Here is an 18162-nt window from a genome sequence, read left to right on the forward strand (position 1 = left end):
TCCAATTAGGATTACAGGGCTTTTGATTAAATAGCAAAATTAGAATTTATGGCTCATACCCATGCTAACTGCACCAGTACGGTTGTTGTTGGCTTTGTTACCAAATTGCGTGTAGCCAACTTGACCATTAACCATCGTGCGTTTAGAGAACGCATAGTCCGCACCCACAACACCTTGCAAGTATTTACCGTTGCCGTATGCTTTCGCACCAGATTGGTCAGCCAATTTAAAGCCGTATGCTGCAGATGCTTTCAAACGCAATGCAGGGCTCACTTTATATGCACCAGACACAGCTACTTCGTTGCGAACATCGTAGTTTACGTCCACATTTTTCGCACGTTGTGCCGCCACGCCCACTAACACATTACCTTGCTCATAACCAGCTTGAACAATCGCTTGGTACGCATGGTCATAATTAGGCGCATGACGTGCAGAAGTATTGGTAAAGTTATTCGCACCCGCTTTCACATATACACCAGCCACATCAGCAAAGAAGCCACCTTCTGGTTGTTCGTAGCTTGCACCCACGCCATAGATTGAACGGTCGCGACCATCTGTTTTATTGCCTTGGTTGTTATCGCTAGGCGATACATAAGCCGTAGCGGTAAAGCCACCCATGTTTGGTGTTTCGTAAGAAATAGCCACTGCGCGAGTGTTAGCATCGCTGTCTTGTGTGAATTCGCCCAAGCCAGCCACTTTGCCGCCTTGACCATATTCCCAAATATCCAAACGGTCGTTTACCGCTTTGATAGGAGTGCTTTGGTAACCGGCTTTAACTGTACCGAAATCGCTTGCCAAACCAACAAACGAATCGCGCGTGCCAAAACCTTGTGTGCGGTTTTTGCCGTATGCACCACCAGCCACATCAACGTCTTGCTCCAATTGCCAAATGGCTTTTAAATTGCCATTTAAGTTTTCATGACCTTTGAAGCCAACAAATGAACCATAATCGGCAATAGCTGTGGTTGTGCCGTTTACGCCTACCGTTTTGGTCACTTCCACACCGCCTTTAATGTTACCATACAAAATTACATCCGCCATTGAAGTGGTTGATACCGCAGCTAACGCAATCGCTAATAACGTTTTTTTCATTATTCATTTCCTTATGTGCATAAAATAAAATAGCGTGCTTAATTATCACACTAATCTTCCTGATTTGTAAATATACAAGGTTTGCAAACAGAATACAAACACATTAACCCAATTTATAGATAAAAATTAGGATTAGGCATCTAAAATCATATCCGTTTCAGCAATATTGTTTTTATTCAATTAAATACAAAATAAAACAGCTTCGCCCCATGTCGCTTTTTTGCATCAAAAAGCAGCCTGCACACAAACAGCCCCTGTTTTAGCAATGCCAAAACAGGGGCTGTTAGATTAAATTATCAAGCGATAATTTAGATTAGAATGCGTGACCCATACCAACGCTTAAAGTACCAACTGTTTTATTTTCACCAGCAGCATTTTTAGCACGGATTGCACCAACTTGTGCATTAGCAACAGTACGTTTGCTCAATGCGTAATCAGCACCGATAACAGCTTGGTAATATTTACCATTATTAAACAATTTAGCACCATCCACATTTTTGAAACCAAAGCCATAAACAGCAGATGCTTTAGCTTTCAATGCGTCACTTACATCGTAAGCAAAAGATGCAGCAACTTCTTGAGATTTGTATGCATCAGCATAGTCATCCAAGTTTACACCACGAGTAGTTTGGTATGCAACACCTGCAAACCAAGGTGCAGCATCGTAACCTGCTTGTGCAACAATTTGGTAACCATCTTTACCATTTACAGCAGATTTGTGTGCCATACCACCCAATACATCAGCAAAGAAGCCAGAAGCGTGTTTGTAACGCAAGCTTGCTGCGTAAACTGCTTTATCGCTATCGTCTGTGCTATTGTTATCGCTAGGAGAAACATAAGCACCTAAAGAGAAACCACCGAAATCTGGGCTAGTGTAGTATGCACTAACGCGACGTTTGTTAATAGCAGTTCCACGAGTAAACACACTTAAACCTGCTGCACCAGAATCATAACTCCATTGGTCCAAATTGCCAGCAAAATCACCCACTGGGTTGTGTTGGTAACCAACTGTCAAGCGACCAAAGCCACCTTCCAAACCGATGAATGAGTTACGAGTACCGAAACCAGTAGATTTACCACCGATGTTTACTTTTTGTTCCAATTGCCAGATTGCTTTCAAGCCAGCGTTCAATTCTTCGTGACCTTTAAAGCCAATACGTGAACCGTAGTCTACGATTGTAGTATCTGTACCAGATTCACCTTTTTCTTTGGTTACTTCCACGCCACCTTTGATTTTACCGTACAAAATCACGTCAGCCATTGAAGTTGCAGACAAAGTAGCCAATGCTACTGCAATTAAAGTTTTTTTCATGTTTAAGTTCCTTTTAGCACTTAGTTGAAAAAGGGTCGGTTTTCGCCGACATGTTGTATCAAATTTAACTTCGACTACCAAACTTTGCGCTTGGCGTTGTGGGTGCAATATATAGTTTTTACCTCCAGATAGGCAAGCGGTTTTGTGACAGCTTTACGTTTACTCTGATTAATTTCATCGCCAATTTTAAAATAAATTATTGTTTTTATGTATTTTATATTAATGCACCACACTTTCTAAAATGTGTTGTTTTTTTGTAACAAAATTATTACCCCTTCTGAGCTAATGTGATAATTTTGTTTGCTTAATACTTATTTTGGATTGCGATTGTGATTTTAAAAGCAGCCTGCACATCATACTATTTAAAGTGCAGGCTGCTTTTAATCAACACATTGGCTTGAAATATGCTACTTTGGCATTATATTGGCTGGCATTCGTTATTTATTTTTGATTTTGACAAAGAAAACCAAACCATGAGTAAACAAGATTTTTATGAAACGCTGGGTGTGAGCCAATCGGCAAGCGATGATGAGATTAAAAAAGCCTATCGCAAAATGGCGATGAAATACCACCCCGACCGCAATCCCGATAACAAGGAAGCGGAAGATAAGTTTAAAGAAGTACAAAAGGCATACGATACGTTGTCTGACCCTCAAAAACGAGCGGCATACGACCAGTATGGTCATGCGGCGTTTGAACAGGCTGGCGCAGGCGGATTTGGTGGCGGTGCTGGTGGTTTTGGTGGTGGATTCAGTGGCTTTGGCGGCGATTTTGGCGATATTTTTAGCCAGATGTTTGGTGGTGGCAGTGCGCGTCAGCCGAATTATCAGGGTTCGGACGTGCAATATGGCGTGGAGATTACGCTGGAAGAAGCAGCGTCTGGCGTGAAAAAACAAATCACGATTCCTACGCACGATGAATGCGATGTGTGCCATGGTTCGGGCGCGAAAGTGGGAACAAAAGCGACCACTTGCCGCACTTGTGGCGGTTCGGGTACGGTTCATGTGCGTCAGGCGATTTTTCAGATTCAGCAAACGTGTCCAACTTGCCACGGTTCGGGCAAGGAAATTAAAGAGCCGTGTGTGAAATGTCATGGTTCTGGGCGCGTTAAATCCAGCAAAACGATGGAAGTGAACATTCCCGCTGGTATTGACGATGGTCAGCGCATTCGTTTAACTGGCGAGGGCGAACCTGGCACGCATGGTGCGCCTGCTGGCGATTTGTATATCCATGTGTCGGTGCGCGAACACAAGATTTTCCAGCGCGACCCCGATGCACCAACGGATTTGCATTGTGAATTGCCGATTAGTTTTGCGACTGCGGCTTTGGGTGGCGAAGTGGAAGTGCCTACTTTGACGGGCAAGGTTAAACTGAATATTCCCGAAGGCACGCAAAATGGTAAGCGTTTGCGCGTGAAAGGCAAGGGGATTAAATCGGTTCGTAGTAGTTTGGTGGGCGATTTGTATTGTCATGTAGTGGTGGAAACGCCTGTTAATTTGACGGAACGCCAAAAGGAATTGCTGGTGGAATTTGAGAAGATTTCTACTGGTTTGGATATTAGCCAAACGCCACGTCAAAAGGGCTTTTTTGATAAGCTGAAAGATATTTTTGATTGATAAATAAAGTGCAGGCTGCTTTTTGATGATTTAAAAAGCAGCCTGCACTTTATTTATAGGTTTACCAAATATCCGATTTAATTTTGCGTTTCAACACAGGGTGTTCGCTCAATTTGAATTCGGGTTCGGCTTTGCCCATTTTCACTTTAACCGTGTAGTCTTTCAACAGCAGCAACACAATTTTGTACAGGCAAACAATAGACACCAAGTTAATCAACGCCATAATGCCCATGGTCAAATCGCCCATATCCCACACAATCGCCACTTTTTCAATTGAGCCAAAATACACAAAGCCCAAAGTCATCATACGGAACACAGTCAGCACAAAGCGGTTGCTGTGCAAATATTGGATATTGGATTCAGCATACGCATAGTTACCAATAATCGACGAGAAGCAGAACATAAACAGCACCACCGCCAAGAATGTTTGCGCCCAAGAACCGACATGGCTTTCCAAAGCAGCCTGCGTGATTTGAATGCCGCTTAAATCTGGATTGGCGGGCGATTGCGCCAACAAAATAATGAATGCAGTTGCCGAGCACACAATAATCGTGTCCACAAACACACCCAGCATTTGAATCAAACCTTGCGATACAGGGTGTTTCACGTCCGCAGCGGCAGCCGCGTTGGGCGCAGAACCTTGACCTGCTTCGTTGGAGAACAAGCCGCGTTTAATGCCCAGCATCATGGCTTGTGATACCAAACCGCCCAGCAAACCGCCACCTGCTGCTTTGAACGTGAATGCGTCTTCAAAAATCAACGCGAACATACGCGGCACTTCGCTCAAATGCGTCAAAATCACAAACAATGCTACGCCAATATAAAGCAGAGCCATTACAGGCACAATCGCTTCCGATGCGCGTGCAATGCGTTTGATACCGCCAAAAATAATTGGCGCGGTCAAGATTACCAAAGTGGCAGCGATGCCGTGTTTGTAGTTGTCCCACACTTCTTCGGATACGCCGTGCGCGGTGGTCATGCCTGTGGCAGATTGAATCGACTGTACAATGGTGTTTGCCTGAATCGCGTTGTACACAAAGGCAAAACAGAAAATCAAGCTAATCGAAAACAGAATAGACAGCCAACGCTGGTTCAAACCATGTGTGATGTAATACGCAGGCCCACCGCGGAACAAGCCTGTTTCTTTGTCGCGTACTTTATAGAGCTGCGCCAAAGTGGATTCGGCAAAGGCAGAACTCATGCCCATGAGCGCAGTCATCCACATCCAAAATACCGCACCTGGCCCGCCTGCGGTAATCGCAATCGCCACGCCTGCAATGTTGCCCGTACCAACGCGGCTTGCCAAACCTGTTACAAAGGCTTGGAATGATGTAATGCCGTGTGGGTCGTTTGGATTTTGGCGGCTGCCCGAAATTTCTTTGATACTGCGCCCAAACAGGCGAATTTGCACCAAACCAGTAGAAAGCGTAAAAAACAAGCCCACGCCAATCAAAATCCACACTAAATAGTCCCACAATGGCGAGCTAATGGCGTTGGAATAGCAGTGAATCATATCCACAAAGCTGGCTTGTTCTGCACAAGAAAGTTTATCGTTCATAAACACCTACAATTCGCAAGACAAAGTAAAGTGAGCGATTGTAATATAAAGTTAAGAAAGTGTGAGAATTATTTGCAAACAGGTGTGAATGTTTGAGTGTAGGCTGCTTTTACCAATTTTGAATAAAAAAAGCAGCCTGCACACGCAAAATACTTTACATTTTGCTTACAAAGGTTTAAAAAACTGTTTTTTGGTGCAGCAAAAGCAGCCTGCACTTTTTTATCCCCTTTTTTACCCTCAATTTGGAGACGCAAACATGAAGAAAGTAGGTTTTGTTGGCTGGCGTGGCATGGTCGGCTCGGTTTTGATGCAATGTATGCGCGAAGAAAACGACTTCGCCCACATTCCCGAAGCGTATTTTTTCACGACTTCTAACGCAGGCGGTGCAGCCCCCGACTTTGGTCAAGCAGCCAAAACGCTGTTGGACGCAAACAATATCGCCGAATTGGCAAAAATGGATATCATCGTAACCTGTCAAGGCGGCGACTACACCAAAGCCGTGTTTGAGCCACTTCGCGCAAGCGGCTGGAACGGCTACTGGATTGACGCAGCTTCTACTTTGCGTATGAAAGACGATGCAATCATCGTGTTAGACCCCGTAAACCGCAACGTGATTGACGCTGGCTTGAAAAACGGCATCAAAAATTATGTCGGCGGCAACTGCACCGTATCGTTGATGTTGATGGCGTTGGGCGGTTTGTTCCAAAACGATTTGGTGGAATGGGCGACTTCGATGACTTATCAAGCCGCATCGGGTGCAGGTGCGAAAAATATGCGCGAATTGATTTCGGGCATGGGTGCGGTACACAGCCAAGTGGCAGCCGAACTCGCCGACCCAGCCAGCGCGATTTTGGACATTGACCGCAAAGTGTCGGACTTTTTGCGTTCGGATTCCTATCCAAAAGAAAACTTTGGCGTACCATTGGCAGGCAGCTTGATTCCGTGGATTGACGCGGATTTGGGCAACGGTCAATCCAAAGAAGAATGGAAAGGCGGCGTGGAAACCAACAAAATTTTGGGTCGCGAAAACCCAATCGCGATTGACGGTTTGTGTGTTCGTGTGGGCGCAATGCGTTGTCACAGCCAAGCCATCACATTGAAATTGAAAAAAGATTTGCCATTGGCAGAAATCGAACAACTGATTGCCAACGCAAACCCTTGGGCAAAAGTTGTCCCCAATACCAAAGAAGCGACCATTCACGAATTGAGCCCTGCGGCGATTACAGGCACTTTGACTACGCCTGTGGGTCGCATTCGCAAATTGGCGATGGGCGGCGAATACATCAGCGCGTTCACGGTGGGCGACCAATTATTGTGGGGCGCGGCTGAACCAATCCGCCGTATGTTGCGTATTGTTTTGGGTCTGTTGGATTGATTGAGCGGTAAATAAATCAACCAAAAATAAGTGCAGGCTGCTTTGTACACAAAAGGAAACCAATGAATGCAATCAACGCAACTATCGCCAGCCAATTATAGTGTAGCCGTGATAACCGCCACAATAGGACGCGACAGTCTAATCCGCGCCATAGAAAGCGTGGCGGCGCAAACCTATCCTTGCACGCATTATGTGTTTGTAGATGGCGAGCAACACGCAGAAGCGGCGCGCGCTATTTTGGCGAACTATCCACAAGTCAAAGCGATTTATTTGCCCGTGAACACAGGTGCGAATGGTTGGTACAACAGTCATATTTTAGCGATGTCGCCATTTGTGGCGCAAGAAGACATTATTTGTTTTTTGGACGATGACAATGCTTATTGCCCCAATCATGTGGAAAGCATTGTCAACGCGGCTCGTCTTTATCCTGGGGTTGCGTATGTGTACACGCTACGAAACTTTGTCAATCGCCAGCACGAATGGTTAATGTATGACGATATAGAATCACTGGGGCATTATCGTATGCAGCATGGTATTGCTTGTCACATTGCAGTTAATTTTCAAGGGCAGTGGATTAAGACAACGATGGTAAATCATACCCCACCATTGATTGATGTAAATTGCTACGCTTTGTCGCGCCCATTGGCACAACAAATGGCGCATATTTGGTGCAAACAAGGCTTTGGCAACGATGCGGTTATGTTTGACGAATTGAATCGCCAAAAAATCCCTTGCACTTGCACGGGTGAATACACGGTGGATTATTTTTGGGATTGGCAACGACAAAACCCTACTATGTATCATCATTTAGCAAAGTTGGGCATACCAGAATCCAAAATGGAAGAGTACGCTACGGAAATAAACCGCACAATGATTCAGCACTATGTGCAAACCGCACATCAAGGGCAAACGCCTTGGCGCAAAGGGTGACTGCTATCAACAAAAAGTGCAGGCTGCTTTTTCTGAAAATGGAAAAGCAGCCTGCACTTTTTATTTCTTCCCTTTAACAATTTGCATGATTTCCGTCAAATGCGGTTTCAACGCCACAAAAAGCGGTAAATCTTTATTTTCCAAAGCCGTTTCGCTAAACAATTTCAGCCCAACAGCAAAACGTACGGCAGTTTCTTCGCCCATATCGTCGCGTTGCTTGATTCGCGCCACAATTTCAAAAATATCACCATGATTAGGTGCAGAAAATTGCAATGGTTCGCGTTGAATCGGATTGCCTTCTTTATCCGCCACATGTTCTACCGTAGCGCAGTATTGATGCTTTTCATGTTTTCATTCCCTTCAAAAAATACCATTCAGGCAGCCTGAAAATTCTCCTTTCAGGCTGCCTGAATATTTACACGATTAACGCAATTTCGCCCCAACCGTTTCCGCTTTCGCAATCAATTCCTGAATAATCGGCTCAACCGTTTCATCAGTCAAAGTTGCGTTCATATCTTGCAGCGAAATTTTGACCGCCAACGATTTATGATTTTCAGGCAGCCCAGCACCGCGATACACGTCAAACAACTCAATCCCTTGAATAATCGGATTATTTACTTGACCCAAAGCAGCCTGCAAATCCGCAAAAGCCACATTTTCAGGCAGCACAAACGCCAAATCACGTCGTCCAGCTTGGAATTTAGACACCGCCTGATAACGCACTTTTTCGGTCGTCAGCACCGCGTCCATGTCCAATTCAAACAACAACGGCGCTTGCGGCAAATCGTATTTTTGCGTCCATTTCGGGTGCAATTCACCGATGATGCCGACATTGACGCCATCAACCACAATCGCCGCGCAACGCCCTGGGTGCAACGCCGAATGTTCCGCCTTCACAAACGCTGCGTTTTTGCCACGCAACAGCGTTTCCACGTCCGCTTTCAAATCGTAAAAATCCACAGGATGCGATTTTTCGCCCCATTGTTCAGGTAACGCCGAGCCGTAAACCAAACCGCCCACACGTTCCGTTTGTACAAACTGATTGTTTTCTTTACGGAAAATTCGCGCAATTTCAAACACACGCACGCGATTTTGTTTGCGATTTAAATTGTTTTGCAAAATCTCAATCAAGCCGCCCATCAACGTAGAACGCATGACCGCATATTGTGCCGCCAACGGATTTTGTAAACGGATAGGGTCTTGATTATTCGCAAAATCTTGTTCCCATTGCTCGTCTACAAACGCATAACTCACGACTTCTTGGAAACCACGAGCCGCCATTTTTTGATACACGCCAAAACGAGAATGACGGTTTTCAGGCAGCTTCAACATCGCCAATTTACCCGACGTATAATCATCAGGAATATTCTCGTAGCCATACACGCGAGCGATTTCTTCAATCAAATCCGCTTCAATTTCAATATCATAGCGGAAACTTGGTGCGGTAACGCGGAAACCGTCTGCCGTTTTTTCAGGCTGCAAACCCAAATGCTGCAAAATCGTTTCAATGCGTTGATTTTCAATAGAAACACCCAACACTTTTTCCACGCGAGCCGTGCGAACTTCCACCGTTTTCGCGGTTGGCAAATCGCCCAACACTTCCACGATTTCGCCCACTTCGCCGCCGCAAATTTGTACGACCAATTCCGTTGCGCGTTCAATCGCATCGCGTTGTAATTCGCTGTCCACACCGCGTTCAAAACGGAAAGAGCTGTCCGAACCAAAACCGTATTGTCTTGATTTTCCTGAAATAATCAACGGATTAAACCACGCCGCTTCCAAAACAATATTTTTCGTTTCATCAGAAACCGCACTCGCCACACCGCCCATCAAACCAGCGATAGACAAGGCTTGCTGTTCATCGGCAATCACAAGCGTATTGTCCGCTAGCGTAACCGTTTTTTCATTCAAACAATCAAGCACTTCGCCATTTTTCGCACGGCGAACGTGCAGGCTGCCTGAAATTTTATCCGCGTCAAAAACGTGCATCGGCTGCCCGATTTCCAACATCACATAATTGCCGATGTCCACGAGCGGCGAAATGCTGCGAATGCCGCTACGTTCCAAGCGTTGCACCAACCAATCAGGGCTGACGGCGGTCGCGTTCACGCCCGAAATCACGCGGCTGATAAAACGTCCGCAGTCGTTTGGTGCGTCAATTTGTACGGCTTGTTTTTGCGTGGTTTGCGTGGCGATGTGATTGATTTGAATCGGATTAAATTCGCATTGCGTCAAAGCCGACACTTCGCGAGCAATGCCTTTAATGCTCAAACAATCGGTGCGGTTTGGCGTGATTTTCAGCGTAAAAATCGCGTCGTCCAAATCCAAAAATTCGCGGATATTTTGACCGACTGGGGCGTTTTCAGGCAGCACGAGCAAGCCGTCCACCTTGTCTTCCAAGCCCAATTCTTTGGCGGAACACAACATACCGTTGGACACCACGCCACGCATTTTGGTTGGCTTAATTTTAAAATCGTTTGGTAACAGTGCGTTAGGCAAAGCACACGGTACTTTAATGCCCACTTTCACATTCGGCGCACCGCACACGATTTGGATTAACTCGCCTGTGCCTGCGTCCACTTGGGTTACGTTCAGGCGGTCAGCGTCGGGGTGTTTTTCAACGGATTTGACTTCCGCCACCACCACGCCCGAAAAATCGGGGGCGGCTGCGTTGAGTTCTTCCACTTCCAAGCCTGCCATGGTCAGCAAATGGGAAAGTTGGTCGGCGGATAAATTGGGGTTGGCTTGGGTTTTTAGCCATGTGTAGGAGAATTGCATTTTTTTAAATCTCTTTGTTTTTAAAATTAAAATGGGGTTTCAGGTTGCCTGAAAATTAGTTTTCTTCAAAATAGAAATCTTCAAGCTGAAAGGTTGTGATTGGTTTGACGTATAACTGATATTTTTCAACTAATTCAATGATTTTATCGCCATTGATTAAGGTAATAGCTCTTTTTCTATTACGAGAATTTTCAATCGCTTCTCGTGAAAAATCAGAAGTAGTAATAAAAATACCAAATTCAGCATTGTGAAGATCCATTGCCCCTGCAAATTGGTTAATTTCAGGAGAACCTACTCGCGTATTCGTCCAACGTTTAGCTTGAATAGCAACACGAGAAGTCCGAAAATCATCAGAAACAATGTAGCCGAAACCGTCCAATCCACCGTCTCTCGTTTCAGAAACACCTTTTTTATCGTCTATATCTACCCCCATGGCTTTGATCAATGCACGACAAAATATTTCAAATTTTTTGGGCGACATATTAAGAAGAGCTTGTTTTAATTGCTCTTTCCAATTTTCACTGACATCATTTTCTTCTGTTTCTTTAATACTATTTTCTTCTTCGTCTTCTTCTTCAATTTTTACTTTATTACTATTTTTCTTATTTGCACGGCGTTCTTTCCACATTGGGTCAGAAAATGCGTAAATATCTCTTTCAACATCAATATCTTCACTATTACAGGCTCTACCTTTTTCGGTAAGAATAATCTCGCCACGGTTAGGACGTTTTATAAAGCCTGCCATTTCTAAATTGGCAACTCCAAAATTAAATACAAAATCAAAAGGACGATAAGTCCCTCCATTTTTTGCAGGTCTTGTTTCATCAATAAATTCTTCTGGAATTTCTTTTACTGACGATTTAATTTCATTTCGCAATTCTTTGCGTGTTGTTTTACCACCAAGATTTTGCAGCAATTTAATTAAAATTGGCATTAAAATGCTGCGTTGGTCGTATCGTTTCATATCTTCATATTTCATTGATTTTCCTTTTTCAGGCAGCCTGAAACTCAAACGGATTAAGCAATTTCAGTCCCATACCCTGAAAATCCTTAATATTGCGCGTAACCAACACAAAATCATATTCCAATGCAGTCGCCGCAATAAAGGTATCATTTACAGGGCGTTTATTGGGAATGTGTAAAGTAGCATAACGCAAAGCAATTTCTTTATTTATCAAAATACTGCGCGATTGATATTCGGGTAAAACCTGATTTTCAAACCAATCCGCCAACATATTAGCTTGCTGTTTATCACTTTGCGCCAAACGTAAAATACCCATTTGAATTTCGCTAATTGTTATCACGCTGATAAATGTTTTATCAAAATCAACTTGTTCCGCCCATTTTTGCACATTTGGATTGATTTTATTGCTGTCTAGTTTTCGTAATTCAGAAACAATATTGGTATCAAGCAGATACATTAGTCAAACTCCGCTGCGCGAAATTCGTCCATTTCTCGCTCAAACTCAAAATTTACTTCTGCTGCTGGATGATAACCACCTAATTTTTCAGCTAAACTGACTTTCTTTGGCGTGGCAGCCTGCTTTTGCACAAACTCGCGCATCAATTCGCGCAATAATTCCGCACTACTGCGATTGGATTCCTTGGCAGCCTGAAAAAATGCCTGTTTCAAATGATTATCTAATTGAAATGTATAGTGAACATTATTCATTTTTCTACTCCTTCAAATTTTCAGGCAGCCTGCACCACAAAATACCGCGCCGCCACAATCGCCCGAAACTCATCGCCAATCAAACACCAATCCACCAAATCCACTTTCCACGGCAAATCGCTTTCCGAAAAATCGTCCACCAAATCCGCGTGTTCCGCCGAAGAAAGCGACATATCGCCCAACACCGCCAAATCTAAATCTGAATACGGCTTTGCCTTGCCATTTACGCGCGAACCAAACGCCCACACCGTGCGTTGCGAAATGTGTTGCTGCAAAATCGTTTGCACAATTTGCCATTTATCGGGCGAAATATTTAATTCTACTGGCATGATTTTTCTTGTAATTTTTATTGAAAAAAATTGCGCTTCCGCAAGAAATTTCTCAATGCCTTGCACCACAGCAATCGCGGTTTCTTCATCGTAGGTGTGGCTCGTCCGCGCGCGCATATCACGGTATTGTTTCCAATCCGCCCAATTTCCCAGCAATAAATTTTGCTCGTTGGCGGTGCGAATGATGTCTTGAAAACTCATCAAATCAAATTGCGTGGGGTCGGCGGACGTGTTTTCCAAATAGCGTTTTAAAATTTTGTGGCTGATTTCGTAGGTAAATTCAAAGCGTTGAATCAATCCATCGCGGATTTGCGTGTCGCTGGTGTCTTGCAAATAACGCTGCCAGCCTTCTTGCAATCGGGTAACGATGTCGCTAAATAGTTGGATAGATAATTCTGCCATTTAGATTTCCTTTCAGGCAGCCTGAAAAATCACTTCTTAAACTGATTCAAAAACGCCAAATCATTATCAAAGAACAAACGCAAATCGTTCACGCCATAACGCAACATCGCGAAACGGTCTAAACCAATCCCAAACGCAAAACCCGTGTATTGTTCAGGGTCAATATTTACGTTTTTCAATACGTTAGGGTGAATCATGCCGCAGCCGCCCACTTCCAACCATTTGCCGTTGTCGCCCATAATGTCAATCTCGGCAGACGGCTCGGTAAATGGGAAAAATGATGGACGGAAACGCACTTGCAAATCATCGCGTTCAAAGAAATGACGAATAAAATCAGTAAATACCGCTTTCAAATCGGCAAAAGTAACGCCTTCTTCAACCCACAAACCTTCGCATTGGTGGAACATCGGCGAATGGGTCGCGTCACTGTCCACGCGGTACACACGCCCTGGTGCGATAATGCGGATTGGTGGATTTTTCTTGTCCAACATATAGCGCACCTGAATCGGCGAAGTATGCGTACGCAACACATCGCCATTTTCCACATAAAACGTGTCTTGCATGGCACGCGCAGGGTGATTTTGTGGAATGTTCAAGGCTTGGAAATTGTGGAAATCGTCTTCAATTTCAGGGCCGTCCGCCACTTCAAAACCCATGCCGTGAAACAGCTCAACCACGCGCTGCAATGTCAGCGTTACAGGATGCAAACCACCCACGTCTTGACCACGCGCAGGCAGCGTTACGTCCAAGGCTTCGGCGGCTAATTGCGCTTGCAATTTGGCTGCTTCCATTTCGGCGCGTTTCGCATCGTAGGCTGCCTGAAACTGTTGTTTGCATTCGTTTATGTGTGCGCCAACTGTTTTTTTCTCTTCGGGCGACAATGCGCCAAGCTGTTTCAGCAGCGCGTTTAATTCGCCAGCTTTGCCTAAATATTGCGCTTTGACGAGTTCTAGGGCTTGTTGGTCGGTGGCTTGGGCGATGGCGGTTAAGCCGTTTTGTGTGATTTGAGTAGCGTTGTTTTGCATAGTAAATTCAATCGGATAAAAATAGTTTGGCGCGTGTTGAGCAGGGAACACGCGCAATGACAGAAAATTGGCGTATTTTAACGTAAAAAGCAAGCAGCCTGCATTATCTATCGTGGTTTAATCTGTTAAAATCGCGCTTTTTTATGTGCAGGCTGCTTTGACCATGCAATACGCTATCCCCCAAGAAATTCGCTTAAACCCTAGCCGAGACACGCTTACTTTGGTGTATGACGCAGCCGAGTTTGCGTTGCCAGCCGAATATTTGCGCGTGTTGTCGCCCAGCGCGGAAGTGCGCAGACACGGCAAAGGACAAGAAAAATTGCAAACGGGTAAACGTGATGTGTTGATTGACGATTTGCAGGCTGCTGGCAATTACGCGCTAAAAATTGTGTTTTCCGATGGACACGACAGCGGTTTGTACGATTGGGATTATTTATATGTGTTGGCGCACGATTATCAGTCGCTCTGGCAGGCATATCTTGCCAAATTGCAGGCCGCTGGCGCATCGCGTGAACCCGATTTGTCGCCGCCAACGAAGTCGCCCAAACAAAAAACGCATGGTTGTGGCGGCGGTGGCTGTTCACATTAAGATTACAAAGCAGCCTGCACTTTATCAACCATATAAATCACACATAAAAACATGAATTTAACCCAACTTGTCCCTTTGATTTTAATCGCTGTGATTGCGATTGTGAGCTTTATTGGCTGGCGCAATACGTTTGTGTTCCAGCGATACCAATTCCAAATCGCCGCCATTCGCTACAACAAACAATATCAACGCCTGATTACTTCGGCATTTTTGCACGCAGATGGCTGGCATTTGTTTTTTAACCTGTTCACGCTGTATTTTTTCTCGCGCGTGATTGCTTATATTTATGGCTGGCTCGGCTTTTTGCTGCTGTTTTTTGGCGCGGTGCTGGCTGGCAATTTGTTTTCGCTGTGGCTATACAAAAATCGCCCCAGCTATGCCGCGATTGGCGCATCGGGCGGTGTGTCAGGCATTTTGTTCGCGTCTATCACCATTAACCCGATGAGCGAAATCATGATTTTCCCGATTCCAATCCCCATAACCGCTTGGATTTACGCCACTTTGTATTTTGCCTACTCGGTTGCCATGATGTTAAGCCCACGCCAATGGGACAACACGGGACACGCCGCGCATTTGGGTGGAGCAGCCTGCGGAATGCTGTTTGCATTAGCGATTACGCCTGCTTTTGTGATGCAAAACGCGCTGTTTTTGGGCATTATGTCGCTACCCTTACTGTATTTGGCATACGAAGTATTGATTAACAAGAAAGCACGATGAATGAAATATATCCTATTGATTTTACTGACACTTGGTTTAGCGGCTTGCGGTGGTGCAGGCACACCAGCCGATAGCACGTCTGCTGCATCAGCATTGCCCGATGCCAGCGAAGCCAACACCAGTCCAATCCGCCAAAATTTTGTGCAAGCGTGCCAGCAATCTGCGTTAAACAGCAATCCTGCCAACACCAATAATCCGCAAAAACAAGCCTTTGCCCAAACCGTGTGCGAATGTGTGTACGACAACGGCGAGCAAACATACGGCGGTGCAAGCGCGTGGGAGCAAGCCATCGCACAAAACGAACAGCAAAAAAACCTAGACAGCAAATTGCAACAAACCTTACAAACCGCGCTGCAACAATGTGTGCAACAACACGCGCCCAAAGTGCAGGCTGCTTCTGCCGTTGGCGCATCGGCGGCATCGCAATAAAGGAAACATCATCATGAATATGAAGGAAACATCATCATGACCGATTCAAACAACAAACAAACCCACTTTGGTTTTCAAACCGTAAACGAAAGCGAAAAGGCAGGAAAAGTCGCCCAAGTATTTCATTCGGTTGCAAAAAACTACGACATCATGAACGATGTGATGTCGGGCGGACTGCACCGCGTGTGGAAACATTTTACGATTAACACCGCTCGCGTTCCCAAAGGCGGCAAGGTGCTGGACATTGCAGGCGGTACGGGCGATTTATCACGTGGCTGGGCAAAACGTGTCGGCAAAACAGGCGAAGTGTGGCTGACTGACATCAACTCGTCCATGCTCACGGTGGGGCGCGACCGCTTGCTCAACGAAGGCACGATTTTGCCTGTTGCCGTGTGCGATGCAGAAAAACTGCCCTTCCCCGACAATTATTTTGATTTGGTATCGGTGTCGTTTGGCTTACGCAATATGACGCACAAAGACGTGGCGTTGGGCGAAATGTATCGCGTACTCAAACCAGGTGGCACGCTGTTGGTGCTGGAATTTTCCAAAGTATATGAACCGCTTGCACCTGTTTATGATGCGTATTCGTTTAAACTGCTGCCGCTAATGGGCAAACTCATCGCCAAAGATGCCGACAGCTACCAATATCTTGCCGAGTCCATTCGTATGCACCCAGACCAAGAAACACTGAAACAAATGATGTTGGACGTGGGCTTTGACCAAGTGGATTACCACAATTTGACGGCTGGCGTGGTGGCATTACACAAAGGCGTGAAGTTTTAATCCCAATCCATAAGCCATACAAAAAGTGCAGGCTGCTTTTAAACCTATCACAAAGCAGCCTGCACTTTCGCTGCATTGTTTATCGCACATTTAAAGGAACTTTATATGACAGGACATTTGGGATTCCCCATAGAAACCGTAGCCGTATTCGTGGTGTTGAGCGTTGGCGCAATCGCCATTGACCTATTCGCCCACAAAGATGAAAAACCACTCACACTCAAAAGCGCGGCATCGTGGTCGCTGTTTTGGGTGTTCGTCTCCATTATGTTTGGCGTGTATTTGTGGGTACACCACGATGCCGAAACCGCCAGCCTATTCTTCACAGGCTACGCGCTAGAAAAAGTATTATCGATTGACAATTTATTCTTGATTATGGCGGTGTTTGCATCGTTCAAAATCCCCGAAAACCTGCGCCACCGCGTGTTGTATTGGGGCATTATTGGCGCGATTGTGTTCCGCATGATTTTTGTCGCAATTGGCACAGGCTTACTGGCATTGGGCGCGTATGTTGAACTGATTTTTGCCGCGATTATTGCCTTTGCCGCGATTATGATGCTCAAAGGCGGCGATGAAGACAGCCACGAAAACGTGGATTATTCCGAACATTTTGCCTACAAATTGGTACACAAATTTTTCCCCGTTTTCCCCCGTTTGTATAGACACAACTTCTTTTTGAACGCCGAAGAACTCGCCAAAGCGCGTGAACAATATCCAGACGTGCATTTGGAATTGGCAGGCGAAGACGTGAAACACCCCGAAGACAGCCACCCACAGCCAATGAAAAAAGGCGTGTTAGTCGCCACACCGCTGTTTTTGTGTTTAGCCGTGATTGAATTATCGGACGTGATGTTCGCGTTTGACAGCGTGCCAGCCGTGATTGCCGTGTCCAAAGAACCGCTCATCGTGTACAGCGCAATGATGTTCGCTATTTTGGGCTTGCGTACCATGTATTTTGTATTGGAAGCGTTAAAAGGCTATTTGGTGCATTTGGAAAAAGCAGTGGTGTTTTTGCTATTCTTTATCGCATTCAAACTGGCGTTAGCGGCAACCAATCACTTATTCCACCACGGTTGGGAAATTTCGCCCAACGCGTCATTGGTAGTCGTGCTGGTGGTTTTGGCGATTGGCGTGTTGGCATCATTCGTGCTACCAAAAAAATCGTAAAAATCGCAGGCTGCTCGTGAAGAAAGCAGCCTGCACTTTGATTTAACATTGAAATACAAGGAAATCCTATGATTAACATGAAAGGCACAGTAATTATGGCAGTGATTGCCTATGGCGTTTATCACTATACCCACACTGGAAATTTAACATTGATTCCGCCAACCAAATCAGCAGTCGTCCAAGCATTCCAAAAAGCCCAATCTTCTCGCGCATCGCAATACGATGTTGAAGTAACCAAAAAATGCACGCGCGTGGGCGGTGGCATGGTCAAAGAAGGGGTTTACGCTTGCGAACTGGAATTGTCCAGCAAATCGGGCGGCGAGCAGCCGTTTATCGAAAAAATCTTGATTGAGAAAAAACAAGGTAATTGGGTGATGCGAAATAAATAGCC

The 18162-nt window shown here is 45.3% G+C and carries 18 protein-coding genes and 1 pseudogene; 9 read left to right on the forward strand and 10 right to left on the reverse strand.

The genetic code is table 11. From position 1 onward, the window contains the following. Positions 1–39: 39 nt before the first annotated feature. Positions 40–1092 (reverse strand): porin, encoded by a 1053-nt coding sequence (locus BQ5809_RS02135; RefSeq protein ID WP_003788232.1) that lies wholly within the window; start codon positions 1090–1092, stop codon positions 40–42. A 313-nt stretch (positions 1093–1405) separates the two neighbouring features. Beyond that, positions 1406–2404: a porin gene (locus BQ5809_RS02140; protein ID WP_003788234.1), complete on the reverse strand. Its 999-nt coding sequence runs from the start codon at positions 2402–2404 to the stop codon at positions 1406–1408. A gap of 473 nt (positions 2405–2877) precedes the next feature. Between BQ5809_RS02140 and dnaJ the strand changes: the two genes are divergently transcribed. Beyond that, positions 2878–4020 carry a molecular chaperone DnaJ gene (gene dnaJ / locus BQ5809_RS02145; protein ID WP_032827849.1) on the forward strand — a complete coding sequence of 381 codons (1143 nt, stop codon included), beginning with the start codon at positions 2878–2880 and terminating at the stop codon, positions 4018–4020. Between the two features lie 61 nt (positions 4021–4081). On the opposite strand, the gene BQ5809_RS02150 is transcribed toward dnaJ, so the two are convergent. Beyond that, complete coding sequence (locus BQ5809_RS02150) at positions 4082–5578, reverse strand: alanine/glycine:cation symporter family protein (RefSeq protein WP_003788239.1); 1497 nt, start codon at positions 5576–5578, stop codon at positions 4082–4084. A 256-nt stretch (positions 5579–5834) separates the two neighbouring features. Between BQ5809_RS02150 and asd the strand changes: the two genes are divergently transcribed. Together asd and BQ5809_RS02160 are read left to right on the forward strand one after the other, a co-directional pair. Then, positions 5835–6953 carry an aspartate-semialdehyde dehydrogenase gene (gene asd / locus BQ5809_RS02155; RefSeq protein WP_032827850.1) on the forward strand — a complete coding sequence of 373 codons (1119 nt, stop codon included), beginning with the start codon at positions 5835–5837 and terminating at the stop codon, positions 6951–6953. Positions 6954–7019: 66 nt separating this feature from the next. Then, entirely contained in the window at positions 7020–7883 is an 864-nt protein-coding gene (locus BQ5809_RS02160) for a glycosyltransferase family A protein (RefSeq protein ID WP_003788241.1), read from the forward strand. A gap of 60 nt (positions 7884–7943) precedes the next feature. Here BQ5809_RS02160 and BQ5809_RS02165 read toward each other — a convergent pair. The 7 genes and pseudogenes from BQ5809_RS02165 to pheS form a co-directional block, all read right to left on the reverse strand. Continuing rightward, a pseudogene (locus BQ5809_RS02165) lies at positions 7944–8210 on the reverse strand (DUF3861 domain-containing protein); the annotation flags it as partial. Positions 8211–8306: 96 nt separating this feature from the next. Continuing rightward, a complete protein-coding gene (pheT, locus tag BQ5809_RS02170) occupies positions 8307–10661 on the reverse strand; it encodes a phenylalanine--tRNA ligase subunit beta (RefSeq protein ID WP_003788245.1) in 2355 nt (784 codons plus the stop codon). A gap of 55 nt (positions 10662–10716) precedes the next feature. After that, complete coding sequence (locus tag BQ5809_RS02175; protein ID WP_003788247.1) at positions 10717–11640, reverse strand: restriction endonuclease; 924 nt, start codon at positions 11638–11640, stop codon at positions 10717–10719. 13 nt (positions 11641–11653) lie between these two features. Further along, positions 11654–12082, reverse strand: a complete 429-nt coding sequence (locus BQ5809_RS02180; protein WP_003788250.1) for a type II toxin-antitoxin system VapC family toxin — start codon at positions 12080–12082, stop codon at positions 11654–11656. Next, entirely contained in the window at positions 12082–12333 is a 252-nt protein-coding gene (locus tag BQ5809_RS02185) for a hypothetical protein (RefSeq protein ID WP_003788252.1), read from the reverse strand. The genes BQ5809_RS02180 and BQ5809_RS02185 overlap by 1 nt, the downstream gene beginning before the upstream one ends. 20 nt (positions 12334–12353) lie before the next feature. Then, on the reverse strand, positions 12354–13064 hold the full coding sequence (locus BQ5809_RS11230; RefSeq protein ID WP_003788254.1) for an HI0074 family nucleotidyltransferase substrate-binding subunit: 711 nt from the start codon (positions 13062–13064) through the stop codon (positions 12354–12356). Between the two features lie 29 nt (positions 13065–13093). After that, positions 13094–14089 (reverse strand): phenylalanine--tRNA ligase subunit alpha, encoded by a 996-nt coding sequence (pheS, locus tag BQ5809_RS02200; RefSeq protein ID WP_032827854.1) that lies wholly within the window; start codon positions 14087–14089, stop codon positions 13094–13096. Between the two features lie 163 nt (positions 14090–14252). Here pheS and BQ5809_RS02205 point away from each other — a divergent pair, with 163 nt between their 5' ends. The 6 genes from BQ5809_RS02205 (at position 14253) to BQ5809_RS02230 (ending at position 18160) form a co-directional block, all read left to right on the forward strand. Continuing rightward, entirely contained in the window at positions 14253–14678 is a 426-nt protein-coding gene (locus tag BQ5809_RS02205; protein WP_080561239.1) for a gamma-butyrobetaine hydroxylase family protein, read from the forward strand. Positions 14679–14729: 51 nt separating this feature from the next. Next, a complete protein-coding gene (locus tag BQ5809_RS02210; RefSeq protein ID WP_003788260.1) occupies positions 14730–15395 on the forward strand; it encodes a rhomboid family intramembrane serine protease in 666 nt (221 codons plus the stop codon). Continuing rightward, positions 15396–15824, forward strand: a complete 429-nt coding sequence (locus BQ5809_RS02215; RefSeq protein WP_003788262.1) for a hypothetical protein — start codon at positions 15396–15398, stop codon at positions 15822–15824. A 36-nt stretch (positions 15825–15860) separates the two neighbouring features. Then, the gene (ubiE, locus tag BQ5809_RS02220) at positions 15861–16607 is read left to right on the forward strand and encodes a bifunctional demethylmenaquinone methyltransferase/2-methoxy-6-polyprenyl-1,4-benzoquinol methylase UbiE (protein WP_003788264.1); all 747 of its coding nucleotides are present in this window, start codon (positions 15861–15863) and stop codon (positions 16605–16607) included. A gap of 105 nt (positions 16608–16712) precedes the next feature. Further along, positions 16713–17771 (forward strand): TerC/Alx family metal homeostasis membrane protein, encoded by a 1059-nt coding sequence (locus BQ5809_RS02225; RefSeq protein ID WP_003788266.1) that lies wholly within the window; start codon positions 16713–16715, stop codon positions 17769–17771. A gap of 68 nt (positions 17772–17839) precedes the next feature. Next, positions 17840–18160 (forward strand): hypothetical protein, encoded by a 321-nt coding sequence (locus BQ5809_RS02230; RefSeq protein WP_003788268.1) that lies wholly within the window; start codon positions 17840–17842, stop codon positions 18158–18160. The last annotated feature ends 2 nt before the right edge of the window (positions 18161–18162 follow it).

The sequence above is a fragment of the Kingella kingae ATCC 23330 genome (genome assembly GCF_900111845.1).
In the GTDB taxonomy this organism is placed as follows: Bacteria; Pseudomonadota; Gammaproteobacteria; order Burkholderiales; family Neisseriaceae; genus Kingella; species Kingella kingae.